This is a genomic window from Microbacterium sp. T2.11-28 (assembly GCF_950097975.1).
Classification (GTDB): Bacteria; Actinomycetota; Actinomycetes; order Actinomycetales; family Microbacteriaceae; genus Microbacterium.
Genome location: NZ_CATNHF010000004.1, coordinates 48,253 through 60,453 on the forward strand (window position 1 = coordinate 48,253; position 12,201 = coordinate 60,453).

A 12,201-nucleotide genomic window follows, 5' to 3' on the forward strand; every position below is an offset into this window, starting at 1 on the left:
GCACGAATGTGGCGCATCCGGTCGGTCTGCGGCGCGCATTCCGACCGGATGCGCCACCTTCGCGCGGCGGGGTGGGCGCGGGTGGGGGGAGGATGGGGTGTGACCTCACCGGACATCCGTCTCATCGCCGTCGACATGGACGGGACGCTCCTGCTCCCCGACGGGACGATCCCCGCGGGGCTGTGGCCGCTCCTGCGCCGCCTGCACGCCCGCGGCATCGTGTTCGCGCCTGCGAGCGGACGGCAGTACGCGACGCTGCGGGAGATGTTCGCCGACGCCGAGGTGGAGCTCGACTACATCGCCGAGAACGGCGCGCACGTCGTCCGCGGCGAGGGCGAGGTGAGCTCCGACCGGCTCGACCCGGAGTTCACGGCGTCCGTCGTCGCGCGCCTGCGGGCGCTGGACGCGGAAGGGATGCGGCTGGGCGTCGTGCTCTGCGGCACGCGGTCGGCCTACATCGAGGACACCGACCCCGTCTTCGTCGCGGAGGCCGCGAAGTACTATCGCGCGCTCGAGGTGGTCGGCGACCTCCTCGCCGTCGACGACCGCATCGTCAAGATCGCCGTGTACGACTTCGGCGGCGGGGAGACCCACAGCGCCCCGCGCCTGGCAGACCTCCGGGACACCCATCAGGTGGTCGTGTCGGGCATGCACTGGGTCGACGTCATGAACCAGGGCGTCGACAAGGGCGTGGCCCTGCGCGCGCTCCAGGCCGCGCTCGGGGTGACCCCGGCGCAGACGGCGGCGTTCGGCGACTACCTCAACGACGTCCAGATGCTGCAGGCCGCCGAGCACTCGTACGCGATGGAGGGCGCCCACCCCGACGTGGTGGCGGTGGCCCGTCACCGGGCCCCGTCCCACGCCGAGGCGGGCGTCCTCACCGTCATCGAGCGGCTGCTGGGCTGACCGGCCGGAGCCTCAGTCGCCCTTCACGTTCACCAGCTGACGGAGCGTGTGCCGCACCTCCACGAGGTCGGCCGCATCGGCCATCACCCGGTCGATCGGCTTGTACGCCGCCGGGATCTCGTCGATGAACGCGTCGGTGTCGCGGAACTCGATGCCGGCCATCGCCTGCCGCAGCTGGTCGTGCGTGAACGTCCGCCGCGCCGCCGACCGCGAGTACTCCCGCCCGGCGCCGTGCGGCGACGAGTTCAGCGACAGCGGGTTGCCGAGCCCCGACACGACGTACGACGCCGTGCCCATCGACCCCGGGATGAGTCCGGGCCGGCCGAGGTCGGCCTGGATCGCACCCTTCCGGGACACCCACACCTGCTTGCCGAAGTGCTTCTCGCTCTCGGTGAAGTTGTGGTGGCAGTTGATCCGCTCGAGCTCCTGCACGTCCTCGCCCATCGTCTCCGACAGCTGGCGGGCGACCCGGTCCATCATCTCCTCCCGGTTGAGGAGGGCGAAGTGCTGGGCCCACCGCAGCTCCCGGATGTACCGGCGGAACTCCTCAGTGCCCTCGACGAGGTACGCGAGGTCGGGGTCGGGCAGCTCGATCCACCACTGCTTCGCGAGCCGCTGCGCGACGGCGATGTGGTGCGTGGCGATCTTGTTGCCGACACCCCGCGAACCGGAATGGAGGAACATCCACACGGCGTCCGTCTCGTCGACGGACACCTCGATGAAGTGGTTGCCCGATCCGAGCGAACCGAGCTGGTTGCGCCAGTGCCCGGCGTAGCGGGCGGGATCGAACTCGTTCTTCTCGGCGAGCCCCTCCAGCTCGGCGATCCGCGGCTCGGCCGTTGCGACGATCTTGCGATTGTCGCGCCCTGCCGACAGCGGGATGGCGCGCTCGATCTGCTCCCGCAGCGCCGTGAGGTCGCGAGCGAGCAGCTGCGCCTTCGTGAACTGCGTGCGGACGGCGATCATGCCGCAGCCGATGTCCACGCCGACGGCCGCCGGCATGATGGCGCCGAGGGTCGGGATCACCGACCCCACGGTCGCCCCCTTGCCGAGGTGCGCGTCGGGCATGAGCGCCAGATGCGGATGGATGAACGGCATGCGCGACGAGGTGCGGGCCTGCTTGACGGTCTTCTCGTCGATGAGGCTCGCCCACGACAGCAGCCTGTTCGTGAGCTTCTCCATGGTTCCTTTCCTTCGTGGAGAGGTCCGGGGATGCCCCGTGCGGAGAGGACACACGGAAAACGCCCCGGACCTGTGCGGTGCGGGGCGTGTGACGGTAACGGTGTCAGACGGCGCGCGCCGGAGGGTACGACTCGTAGCGGAAGCTGGGCTGGGCCAGGTTCCGCTGCGGGAGTTCACGCAGATGAGCGTTCACGTCGTCCTCCGATGGGATGCCGTGCCGGTCGGCACAGCCTCGCCACGCTAGCGGAGGCGCCGGCCGGGGTCAAGCGCGGGCCTGCGTCCCGCGCCGGGCGTAGCGTGGGGGCATGGTCACGATTCCCACGGTCACCCTGAACGACGGCACCGCCTTCCCCGAGCTCGGCCTCGGCACGTACAACCTGCGCGGCACGGAGGGGGTCGAGGCGATGGTGGCGGCCATCGAGAGCGGCTACCGCCTCCTCGACTCCGCGGTCAACTACGAGAACGAGTCGGAGGTGGGGGAGGCCGTGCGCCGCTCCGGCATCCGCGACGAGCTCCTGGTCACCACGAAGGTGCCCGGGCGCGACCACGGCTTCGACGAGACGGTGCGCAGTGCGCAGGGCTCCCTGGAGCGGCTGGGCCTCGACCGCATCGACCTGTATCTCATCCACTGGCCGAACCCGAGCGTCGGCAAGTGGGTCGACACGTTCCGCGCGATGATCGCGCTGCGCGACGAGGGTCGCGTGGGATCGGTGGGCGTCTCGAACTTCACCGAGGAGATGCTGACGCGGCTCATCGACGAGACCGGTGTCGTGCCGGCCGTCAACCAGGTCGAGCTCCACCCGTACTTCCCGCAGGAGGCCCTGCGCGCGTTCCATGCCGAGCACGGCATCCGCACCGAGAGCTGGAGCCCGCTCGCCCGCCGCAGCGAGCTCCTCTCGGAGCAGGTCGTCGCCGAGGTCGCCGCCGCCCACGGGGTCACGCCCACCCAGGCGGTGCTCCGGTGGCACACCCAGCTGGGCGCGACGCCCATCCCCAAGTCGGCCGACCCGGCGCGCCAGATCGAGAACGCGGACGTGTTCGGCTTCACGCTGACCGACGCCGAGGTCTCCGCGATCAGCGGGCTCGAGCGCGGGCGGCTGTGGGACGGCGACCCCGACACCCACGAGGAGATGTGAGCGCCGCCCCTCCGCGCGGTACCCGCTGGCCCTCCGGCGGTCAAGGGGCATGGCGCCCGAGGTGCGTCGGGTTAGCGTGACCACACGCGGCCACGTCGGCTGCGGAGAGGAGCGATCATGACCAGTGACGCGCACGCGCACGATGCCGCTGATGCCGCCGATGCCACCGACAGCGACGACACCGAGGTGACCGAGAAGCCCGGCGGGCTGGGCGAGGACGGCACGATCCCGCCCGACCCCGACGGCGTCGCCGCCGGCCACACCGGCGAGGTCTCGACGTTCGAGCCCGAAGAGGACGAGGGCGCCCCGGCCTGACCCGCCGGCGACCCGCTCCACACGACGAGAAGGTGACGCAAGCTGCCACTTCGGAACGGACGTGGCGACAACGAGTGCCACCTGCTCGTCGTGCGAGCGGCGGTCAGAGCTTCGCGCCGTCGTCCCACGGGTCGTCGAGGTCGGGAGTGCGGCCGCGCCAGGACTCGTAGGCCATCAGCCACCCGATCGAGATGATCGCGGCGAGGGCAAGACCGAGCCAGACGCTGCCCAGGACGAGACCGACGACCACGCCGAGCACGAGCAGCGCCACCGTGCCGGCGATCCAGCCGAGCCGGCCCTTCGGCCATCCGCGCGCACTCATGCCGCCAGCCTAGGCGCAGGCCGGACGGGTCGGCACCGGATGGCCGTCAGCGGCCCCGGTGGTCCTCGGGGCTCAGCCGCGGCCCGCGACGCGGCTCGTGGACCCCGCTCAGCCCGATGAGACGGATCACGCGCTGGCGCTGCCCGCGCCACGGCTCGAGGAGTTCGAGCATGCCGTCGTCGTCGACGCGGTGGCCGGTGAGCGCGTAGCCGACCTCGTGGGCGACGTGATAGTCGCCGACGCTCACGGCATCCGGATCGCCGTATGCACGGATGCGCGTCTCGGCACTCGTCCACAGCCCCACGCCGCGCAGGCTCGTGAAGACGCGGTCGCGGGTGTCGCCGTCGAGGGCGGCATCGGCCGCGCGCTCGATGGAGGCCCGTCGCGCGGCGACCGCGGTGACCGTCCGCGCCTGCGGAGGCTCGAGACCGGCGCGGTGCCAGGACCAGCTCGGGATGCGCTGCCAGTCCGCCGGCGGCGCGAACATCGGCTTCGGCGTCGGCCCGGGTGCGCGCTCGCCGTGACGGGTGAGGATGGCCCGCCAGGCGCCGAAGGCCTGGAGGCCGGTGACCTTCTGCTCGAAGATCGCGCTGGCGAGGGCGTCGAAGACGAGGTCGGTGCGGCCCAGGCGGAGCGTCGGATGCCGGCGATGCGTCTCGGCGATGAGCGGGTGGGGGGAGCCGTCGAAGCCGGCGGGGTCGTCGTCGGCGCCGCAGAGCCGGGGCAGCTGATCGAGCGCCCACGCACGGCCGGGGCCCCACGCGGCGGCGCGCACGCCGTGCCGGGTGGCGCGGATCGCGAGCGTCGCGACGCCCTCGGGCGTGCGGCTGGCGCGCCAGATGACGCCGCCGGCGGTGGTCTGGGACGGGTCGTGGGCGCCGCGCTGCTGGAAGGCGACCGCGCGACCGGCGTCGATCGGCGTCGCCGGCCGGAACTCGGTCTCGAGCGGGCGCTCGTGCGAAGCGCGCGCCTGGTCCGCGCTGGGCCCGTGCGCCCTGGAACCCTGCGCGCTGGGCCCGTGCGCGACCGTCGTCATGCCGTCACTGTACGTGACGGCCACCGACATCGCGGCGGGGACGGACTCAGAAGCGGTCGGGCGACGGGGTGCCGTGGCCGTACCGGATCACGACGTCGGCGTGGCGGTCGAAGCGGTAGCCGATGCCCCGCACCGTGCGCACGATGTCCTCGTAGCGGCCGAGCTTGGAGCGGAGCCGTCGCACGTGCACGTCGATCGTGCGCTCGCCGGGAGCCTCCTCGCCGTCGGCGTGGTTCCACAGCGACGCCACGAGCTCGGTGCGCTCGATCGTGCGGCCCTCGCGCAGCACGAGGTACTGCAGCAGCTCGAACTCCTTGAAGGTGAGCGCGGCGGCCTCGCCGTCGATGTGGACGCGACGGCGCGAGATGTCGATCGTCACGCCGCCCGGGACGTGGTCGTCCTCGGGCTGGTCCTGCTTGGTGCGGGCGATCGCGCTCGGCTCGTGGAGCGCGAGGCGCACGACGTCGACGTCGCGGCCGCCGGCTCCGGCCGGCGCAAGGGCCACCGTGGCGTAGGTCTCGGCGTGGGGAGCGAGCTCGGACAGCGTGCGCCGCAGCGCCTCGACCAGCGTCGAGAGCGAGACGCCGTCGGCGGCGGCCTTGACCTCGTCGATGCCGACGTAGAGCGCGAAGCCGCGCGGTGCGGTGCCGGCCGGAACGGGGCGGGCGGCCGGCGGGGCGGCGGGCGCGATGTCCTCGACGGCGCGGAGGTGACGGGCGGCGGGCTGGGTCAGAAGAGCGGTGTTCGACATGGGAGATGTCCTTCGAGAGGAACCCGGGCGATGTGCCTGGAACGGGTTCGGCGTGCTGCGATCGGCCTCGGCGGCCGGTGTGCGAGCGGATCGGCACCGCATCGTGGGCGGTGGGCCGACGCTCGTGGGGTGGAGCCGCGTCCTGGATGAGACCTGCGATGGCCTGGATCAGACCGGAGAACAGGGCGGAGGCGGAAGCACCCGGCGGGAGTCACCGTGTCGGTGACGACGTCGCGGTGATCAACACATTCGGCAACACATGGCAACGCGCGGCATCATGATGCCGGCAGATCCGTTCGCCTCCCGGGCGGACAGAATGCGTGCGTTGTCAGTCATGGGCTTGATTATGACGAAGCGTGTCCGGATGTGTCAAACCGCCCGGATGTCGTCGCCGCAAGATGACGCAATGTGACAGATTGCTCAGTGATGACCGACGACACCCCGACCCGGCTGCGCATCGTGGGCACCTCGGGGTCGGGCAAGTCCCGGCTGGCACGGGCCGTGGCCCGCGCGAGGGCTCTTCCGCTGCTGGAGCTCGACGCCGTGTTCTGGGCCGAGGGGTGGACCTACCGCGACCTCGAGGAGGCCCGCGCGATCGTGCGGGCGTTCGTCGCCGCCCACCCGGAGGGCTGGGTCGTCGAGGGCAACTGGACCTCCCGCCTGGACGGCCTGCTCGACCCGGGGACCCCGGGCGGCGCCGACGCCGTCGTGTGGCTGGACCATCCGCGTGGGCTCGTCATGCGCCGGGTCGTCGGCCGCACGCTGCGCCGGGGCCTGCGGCGAGAGGAGCTCTGGCACGGCAATCGCGAACGGGTCTCGTCGTGGCTGCGGTGGGCGCCCGAGGAGAACATCGTGCGCTGGGCGTGGACCAACCATCCGGTGATGCGTGAGCGCATGGAGGAGCGGCTCGCGGCGGGCATGCCGATCGTGCGCCTGCGCGGGCAGCGGGAGGTCGACGCGTGGCTCGCCGCCCTGTCGGCGGACGGGCGTAGCGTGGAGTCATGACCGAACTCCGCTTCGCGAACGAGACGGATGCGTCGCGCTACACCCTGCACCGCGGCGACGACCTCGTGAGCGTCATCGATTACCGGGACGACGGCACGACCCTCGCCATGACGCGGGTCTACACGGTGCCGACCTATCGAGGGAAGGGCTTCGCCGCCGAGGTCGTCGACCGGGCCGTCGCCGAGCTCGAGACCAGGGGCGACCGCGTCGTCCAGCCGGTGTGCTGGTACGCGGCCGACTGGTTCGCGGCGCACCCCGACCGCGCCGCCGTGCTGGCCCGACGAGGCTGACCGCCCTCCGCCGCTACCGCGCCTACCGCCGACCCGGGGAGCCGTCAATCCCCTCGCCGGTGGTCCGCCGCGCGTCGCAGCATGGGATGACCCGGAGCGGATCCTCGCTCGGGAAGCCCACGCGGCAGACACCAGGAGGAGTCATGACCCGAGACGTACCCGACGACATCGTCGACGCCGAGCCGGCCGGCGGCTGGAGCAGCACCGGACCCGTCGACGCCGAGTCCGGCGCCGACGCCCTGGCGGCCGTGCAGGAGGAGGCTCCCGACGAGGAGACGTCGACGACCCCCGCGGCCCCCGCCCCCGACGGCGATCTCTCCGACGGCGACAGCCGGGCCTCGGACCCGTACGTCGAGAGCGCCGAGATCCAGCAGGGCCTCGATCCCGACCTCCTCACCGACGAGCAGGCCGATCGATGAGCGGCACGCGCAACGAGTTCGACGAGCCGGGCGCCAACTACCCCGACTCGGCCAAGGACGCGGACCTCGAGCAGCGCGGCGATGCCGGCGTCGGCGGTGCCGTCGCACACGAGCCCGACGCGCACGAGGACGACGAGGCCCGCGCGGCGGCGGGCGCGCCGGGCGAGGCCACACAGGACGGCCCCGCTCTGGCGCAGAACGCCGCGACCGACATGCAGCGTCTCGGCGGGGTCGTGCAGCAGGTGCGCGCGGACGTCGGCGGCGAGAGCCTCGAGATCGTCGAGAAGTCGCTGCGCCGGCGGCTGTCCGACGTCGGCATCACGGTGGCCGACGACGAGGTCACGGCGCTGGCGCGCGACATCGCCGGCTCCTGATCCCGAGTCGCGACGCCGTTCAGCCGAGGAAGCGGAGGATCTCCTCGGCGGCGGGGCCCGCATCGCGGATGAGCGTCTCGTGCCCGTGGCCCGGGATCTCGACGCCGAGCGCCCCGGGGATCGCGCGGGTGACCTCGTCGCACCACTCCCGCGTCGAGACGCGGTCCCGGCCGCCCCGGACGACCAGGGTGGGAGCGGCGACGCGCGGGTAGGACTCCTCGGGCCGGTGCGTGAGCATCGCCCGCACCTTGCGGCCGAGGTGCGGCCCGGCGCGGACGTACTCGCGCGCGCCCAGCAGCAGCACCTTCGGGCTCTCGTCGAGGAGGTCGACGGCCAGGCGGCCCAGCTGCGCCCCCGCCGTCCGGTGGTGCCGGTCGACGGTCGGCGCCACCAGCACCAGGTGGGAGACGGTGGCGGGATGGCGCACCGCGACCTCGGCGGCGACCTGCGTTCCCATGGAGTGGCCGATGAGCACGACCGGACCGCGGTCGATCTTCCGCAGGTAGGCGCCGATCAGGTCGGCGCTGCGCTCGATGGTCGGCGTGCGCGGGGGCTCGGGCGCCTCGCCGTAGCCGGGCTGGTCGATCGCGATCACGCGGCCGTGGGGATGGAGCCGGCGCGCCAGATCGGCGAACACCTTCCGCCCCATTCCGATGCCGTGCAGCAGCACGAACGTTGCCGCCGCGTCCTCCGCGCCGCGCGCCTCGGCGAGGAGGGTCATGCCGGCCGCCGTGAAGCGCTCGATGTCGCCGTCGTCGGTGGGCCCGCCCGTGAGCTCGTCGATCGCGGTGTCGACGGCGTCGGCGATGCTCTCCAGCGGATCCCCGTCACCCATCCCTCGAGCGTATCGGCGGGCACTGTCGCCCGCGTCCGCACCGTCGTACCGTGGGGGCATGTGCCGCAACATCGTTCCGCTCCACAACTTCGAGCCCGCTGCGACCGATGACGAGTGCCGTGACGCCGCGCTGCAGTTCGTGCGCAAGATCAGCGGGATGACCAAGCCCGCCAAGGCGAACCAGGCCGCGTTCGACCGCGCCGTCGACGAGATCGCCCATGCCACCCGGCACCTGCTCGACGATCTCGTCTCTCCGGCGCCCCCGAAGAACCGCGAGGAGGAGGCGGCCAAGCGGCAGGCGCGCTCGGCCGACAGGTACGAGGCGCTGCGGGCCTTCCAGGAGCAGAAGAAGGCGGCGCGCGCGGCGTCGTGACCGGACCGTCCGCCGCGCGGCGGGAGGGCAGTCCGGTGCGCGACGGCGGGCCTCGACCACGATGTCGGGGGTGACTTCTACCGTGGGATCATGCGCATCCTGCACACCTCCGACTGGCACATCGGGCGGACCTTCCACGGTCACTCCACGCTCGATGCGCTGCGCGGCGTGCTCGACGCGCTGATCGCCCAGGTCCGCGAGCACGCGGTCGACGTGGTGATCGTCGCGGGCGACGTGTTCGACTCCGCCGCCCCGGCCGCCGACTGCTACACCCTGCTGTCCGACACGCTGCGGGGCATCCGCGAGAGCGGCGCCCGCGTCGTCGTCACGAGCGGCAACCACGACTCGGCGGCGCGGCTCGGCTTCCAGGCGGCGCTGCTGCGCGACGGCATCCACGTGCTCACCGACCCACTGGCCGTCGGCACGCCCATCACGATCGACGACGCGCACGGGCCGGTGCACATCTACGGCATCCCGTTCCTCGAGCCGGCTCTGCTGCGGCACGTCTGGCCCGGCATCCGCACGCAGGAGGCGGCGCTCTCCCACGCCATGGACCTCGTCCGCGCGAACCTGGCCTCCCGGCAGGCGCCGGGCGCGCGGTCGGTGGCCGTCGCGCACTGCTTCGCCGCGGGAGTCGAGCCCACGCCGCTGCTCGAGCGCGACATCCAGCAGGGCGGACTCGACGTCGTCCCCCTCGCCGCCTTCGACGGGGTCGACTACGTCGCGCTCGGCCACATCCACGGCCGCCAGCAGCTCGCCCCGCACATCCGTTACGCGGGGGCGCCCCTGCACTACAGCTTCGGCGAGGGCCACAAGCCGCGCGGCTCGTGGCTCGTCGATCTCGACGCCGAAGGACTGGCCGAGGTCACCTGGGTCGCCCTTCCGATCCCGCGGCGGGTCGTCACGCTCACCGGCCCGCTCGACGAGCTGCTCGCCGACGCGCGCTTCGCCGACGACGAGCAGGCCTGGGTCTGCGCGGAGTACACCGACGACCTCCCGCAGCGCGACCCGCTGCGCCGGCTGCAGGCGCGTTTCCCGTTCTGCGCGAAGGTGGTGCACACCCCCGCCCGCACCGCCGAGGCGAGCGGCCGCACCTATGTCGAGCGGGTCCGCTCGGCGCGGAGCGACCGCGAGCTGGTCACCGCCTTCCTGCAGCACGTGCGAGAGGGCGCGGGCCCGAGCGAGCGCGAGCAGGAGCTCATCGACGACGTCCTGGCCGAGCGGGTGCGCGTGGAGGCGTCGGCGTGAAGCTGCACCGCCTCGACGTGACGGGCTTCGGACCGTTCCGCGAGCATCAGAGCGTCGACTTCGACGCGTTCGACGGCGACGGGGTCTTCCTCATCTCGGGGCGCACCGGAGCGGGCAAGTCGAGCATCCTCGACGGGGTGAGCTTCGCCCTCTACGGCACCGTGCCGCGCTACGAGGGCGGTGAGCGGCGGTTGCGCTCCGACCACAGCTTCCTCGGCGACCCGACCGAGGTGCGCCTGGAGTTCACCGCGGGCGACCGGCGCCTGCGCGTCACCCGCGCGCCCGAGTACGACCGCCCCGCCAAGCGCGGCGGGGGGATGACGACCGAGCCCCCACGGGCGGAGCTGGAAGAGCTCGTCGGCGACGTCTGGGTCGGGCAGGCGGCCAAGCCGCGAGAGGTCGGCCTGCTGCTCGACGAGATCCTGGGGCTCAACGCCCAGCAGTTCCAGCAGGTGATCCTCCTCGCGCAGAACCGGTTCTCGCGCTTCCTGCTCGCCACCGCCGGCGAACGTCAGACGCTCCTGCGGACGCTGTTCGGCACGCGGCGCTTCGAGAGCTACCGCGACGAGCTCGAGATGCGCCGGCGGGACGCGCAGAAGGCCGTGGATACGGCGGGCGAGCACGCCCGCACCCTGCTCGAGGTCGCCGAGCAGCTCATCGACCAGCACGCCCTCGGCGGCGACGAGGAGCGCGCTGTCGACCTCACCGGCCGCCGCGCCGAGGCGTCGACCGCGCTCCAGCGCGCCCAGTACCGCCTCGACACCCGAGTGCACGATCGCGCCCGGGCCCAGGCGGCCCTCACCGAGTCCGAGGCGGCCCTGGCCGAGGCGACCGCGCAGGCGGAGCGGCTCGCGCAGCTCGCCGCGGCGAGGGAGGAGCTGACCGCGCGGGAGGCCGAGGCGCCCCGCATCGACGAGGAGAGGGCGCGCCTGGCGCGGGCGCGCGCCGCCGAGGCGCTCCGCGCCCCCGTGGAGGCCGCGCACCGCACCGAGGCGGAGCGGGCGGACGCGGCGAAGGCCGCCGACGAGACCGGGCGGGCATGGAGCGCCGCGGGCGGCCGTGACGACGACGACCTCGCGGCGGTGATCGACGGGCTCACCGGCGACCTGGCGCTGTGGTCGGCCGCCGCGTCGGCCGAGACGGACCTGCACGAGGGGGAGCGCGCACTCGCCGCCCTGGAGCGCGCCGTCGCGGACGGCACGGCGCAGCTGGCCGAGCTCGACGCGCAGCAGGCGCTCGTCCCCGCCGAGAGGGAGCGGATCGACTCCGCCCTCGTGGCCGCCCGGGCCCAGGCCGTGCGCCGGCCCGACCTCGTCGCCGAGAGGGACGCCGTCGCCGACCGGCTCGCCGCCGCGCGCGAGGTCGCGACGCTGTCGCCGCAGGCCGACGAGGCGGAAGCGGCGTACGTCCGGGCCAACGCGGCGTCGGCCGCAGCGACCGCGGCGGTGACGACCCTCCTGCAGCGCCGGCTCGCCGGTCACGCGGGCGAGCTGGCGGCGGGACTCGTCGACGGCGAACCGTGCGCCGTCTGCGGATCGACGTCCCACCCGCGCCCCGCCGACGCGGCGCCGGACCCGGTGACCGACGAGGATCTCGCCGCGGCCGAAGCGCTCCGCGACCGGGAGGCGGAGGCCGAGCGCCGTGCCGGCGCCGTCGCCCGTGAGCTCCGCGACGCGCTGTCCGTCGTCGCCGCACGCGCGGCAGGAGGCGAGCCCGGTGACCTCGCCGCGCGGCTCGAGGAGGCCGAGGCCGAGGTGACGGCCGCCGCCGCGGCGGAGCGCGCAGTGGTGTCGCTCGAGGCGCAGCGCGCCGAACTCGATGAGCTGGCCGCCCTCGCGGCGAAGGAGCGCGAGAGCCTGGCCGCGCGCGTGAGCACCGACACCCAGCGCGTCGCGGCCGAGCGGGCGACCCTGGCCGCCCTCCGCGCCCAGGTCGACGCCGCCCGCGGCGACCACGCCTCGGTCGCCCGCCGCAACGCCGCCGGACGCGCCCGCCCCGACCAAGCGCGC

The 12,201-nt window shown here is 73.6% G+C and carries 15 protein-coding genes; 10 read left to right on the plus strand and 5 right to left on the minus strand.

Annotated elements, in window-relative coordinates; translation table 11 throughout:
* The first annotated feature begins 99 nt into the window (after nucleotides 1-99).
* Nucleotides 100-906: a Cof-type HAD-IIB family hydrolase gene (locus QQZ13_RS05905; RefSeq protein ID WP_284528164.1), complete on the plus strand. Its 807-nt coding sequence runs from the start codon at nucleotides 100-102 to the stop codon at nucleotides 904-906.
* 12 nt (nucleotides 907-918) lie between these two features.
* Here QQZ13_RS05905 and QQZ13_RS05910 read toward each other — a convergent pair whose 3' ends face one another.
* The gene (locus QQZ13_RS05910) at nucleotides 919-2,088 is read right to left on the minus strand and encodes an RtcB family protein (RefSeq protein WP_284528165.1); all 1,170 of its coding nucleotides are present in this window, start codon (nucleotides 2,086-2,088) and stop codon (nucleotides 919-921) included.
* 305 nt (nucleotides 2,089-2,393) lie between these two features.
* Here QQZ13_RS05910 and QQZ13_RS05915 point away from each other — a divergent pair, with 305 nt between their 5' ends.
* On the plus strand, nucleotides 2,394-3,224 hold the full coding sequence (locus tag QQZ13_RS05915) for an aldo/keto reductase (protein WP_284528166.1): 831 nt from the start codon (nucleotides 2,394-2,396) through the stop codon (nucleotides 3,222-3,224).
* 117 nt (nucleotides 3,225-3,341) lie between these two features.
* The gene (locus QQZ13_RS05920) at nucleotides 3,342-3,539 is read left to right on the plus strand and encodes a hypothetical protein (RefSeq protein ID WP_284528167.1); all 198 of its coding nucleotides are present in this window, start codon (nucleotides 3,342-3,344) and stop codon (nucleotides 3,537-3,539) included.
* 103 nt (nucleotides 3,540-3,642) lie between these two features.
* Here QQZ13_RS05920 and QQZ13_RS05925 read toward each other — a convergent pair whose 3' ends face one another.
* The 3 genes from QQZ13_RS05925 to QQZ13_RS05935 are packed head-to-tail and all read right to left on the minus strand — an operon-like array spanning nucleotide 3,643 to nucleotide 5,648.
* Nucleotides 3,643-3,861 (minus strand): hypothetical protein, encoded by a 219-nt coding sequence (locus QQZ13_RS05925; RefSeq protein ID WP_284528168.1) that lies wholly within the window; start codon nucleotides 3,859-3,861, stop codon nucleotides 3,643-3,645.
* Nucleotides 3,862-3,907: 46 nt separating this feature from the next.
* Nucleotides 3,908-4,897, minus strand: coding sequence for a DNA-3-methyladenine glycosylase (locus tag QQZ13_RS05930; RefSeq protein WP_284528169.1), 990 nt, complete (start codon nucleotides 4,895-4,897; stop codon nucleotides 3,908-3,910).
* 46 nt (nucleotides 4,898-4,943) lie between these two features.
* On the minus strand, nucleotides 4,944-5,648 hold the full coding sequence (locus tag QQZ13_RS05935) for a winged helix-turn-helix domain-containing protein (RefSeq protein WP_284528170.1): 705 nt from the start codon (nucleotides 5,646-5,648) through the stop codon (nucleotides 4,944-4,946).
* Between the two features lie 426 nt (nucleotides 5,649-6,074).
* Between QQZ13_RS05935 and QQZ13_RS05940 the strand changes: the two genes are divergently transcribed.
* The 4 genes from QQZ13_RS05940 to QQZ13_RS05955 all read left to right on the plus strand — a co-directional run bounded on the left by QQZ13_RS05940 (nucleotide 6,075) and on the right by QQZ13_RS05955 (nucleotide 7,736).
* The gene (locus tag QQZ13_RS05940) at nucleotides 6,075-6,653 is read left to right on the plus strand and encodes a toxin (RefSeq protein ID WP_284528171.1); all 579 of its coding nucleotides are present in this window, start codon (nucleotides 6,075-6,077) and stop codon (nucleotides 6,651-6,653) included.
* Nucleotides 6,650-6,943, plus strand: coding sequence for a GNAT family N-acetyltransferase (locus tag QQZ13_RS05945; protein WP_284528172.1), 294 nt, complete (start codon nucleotides 6,650-6,652; stop codon nucleotides 6,941-6,943). Before QQZ13_RS05940 ends, QQZ13_RS05945 begins: the two co-directional genes overlap by 4 nt.
* 143 nt (nucleotides 6,944-7,086) lie before the next feature.
* Nucleotides 7,087-7,362 carry a hypothetical protein gene (locus QQZ13_RS05950; protein WP_284528173.1) on the plus strand — a complete coding sequence of 92 codons (276 nt, stop codon included), beginning with the start codon at nucleotides 7,087-7,089 and terminating at the stop codon, nucleotides 7,360-7,362.
* Nucleotides 7,359-7,736 (plus strand): hypothetical protein, encoded by a 378-nt coding sequence (locus QQZ13_RS05955; RefSeq protein WP_284528174.1) that lies wholly within the window; start codon nucleotides 7,359-7,361, stop codon nucleotides 7,734-7,736. The genes QQZ13_RS05950 and QQZ13_RS05955 overlap by 4 nt, the downstream gene beginning before the upstream one ends.
* Before the next feature lie 19 nt (nucleotides 7,737-7,755).
* On the opposite strand, the gene QQZ13_RS05960 is transcribed toward QQZ13_RS05955, so the two are convergent.
* Nucleotides 7,756-8,571: an alpha/beta fold hydrolase gene (locus QQZ13_RS05960; protein WP_284528175.1), complete on the minus strand. Its 816-nt coding sequence runs from the start codon at nucleotides 8,569-8,571 to the stop codon at nucleotides 7,756-7,758.
* A 58-nt stretch (nucleotides 8,572-8,629) separates the two neighbouring features.
* On the opposite strand from QQZ13_RS05960, the gene QQZ13_RS05965 reads away from it, so the two are divergent.
* The 3 genes from QQZ13_RS05965 to QQZ13_RS05975 form a co-directional block, all read left to right on the plus strand.
* Nucleotides 8,630-8,944 carry a DUF2277 domain-containing protein gene (locus QQZ13_RS05965; protein ID WP_284528176.1) on the plus strand — a complete coding sequence of 105 codons (315 nt, stop codon included), beginning with the start codon at nucleotides 8,630-8,632 and terminating at the stop codon, nucleotides 8,942-8,944.
* 90 nt (nucleotides 8,945-9,034) lie between these two features.
* A complete protein-coding gene (locus QQZ13_RS05970; RefSeq protein WP_284528177.1) occupies nucleotides 9,035-10,192 on the plus strand; it encodes an exonuclease SbcCD subunit D in 1,158 nt (385 codons plus the stop codon).
* A partial coding sequence (locus QQZ13_RS05975) for an SMC family ATPase (RefSeq protein ID WP_284528178.1) occupies nucleotides 10,189-12,201 on the plus strand: 2,013 nt, incomplete at its 3' end. The genes QQZ13_RS05970 and QQZ13_RS05975, both read left to right, overlap by 4 nt.